1 pseudogene is annotated in these 330 nt (G+C 34.8%); it reads right to left on the bottom strand.

Annotated elements, in window-relative coordinates:
- Window positions 1-330, bottom strand: a pseudogene (locus LI091_RS18435) (IS607 family transposase); the annotation flags it as partial.

The following is a 330-nucleotide window of genomic DNA, read 5'->3' as shown; positions in this document are numbered from 1 at the left end:
TCTGAACCAGATCTTCAACAAGTTCCTGCTGTTCGGATTTTTCAGTATTATCAATAATCTCAATCTCACAATTATAAAGCGAAGCGATATATTCTATCAATTCAAAACCAAATCGCAATAGCCGATCTTTATATAAAACAACAACCTTTTCAACCTGATTTTGAGATATTCGCCTGATCAATTCCTGGAGTCCTTTTTTTCTTATAATTAATTCCGGAACCGATATCACTTATTATCTCAAATGGCTGTCCTTTTGCCAGAAGATATGTCTTAACATTATCAATCTGTCGTTCCAGATCATCTTTCTGTTTATGGCTGGAAACGCGACAA

Origin of the sequence: Blautia sp. MSK20_18, assembly GCF_020553125.1 — a bacterium.
Taxonomy (GTDB): domain Bacteria; phylum Bacillota; class Clostridia; order Lachnospirales; family Lachnospiraceae; genus Blautia_A; species Blautia_A fusiformis.
Note: the sequence above shows the minus strand (reverse complement) of the source record. Positions and strands in the feature narration are given on the sequence as shown.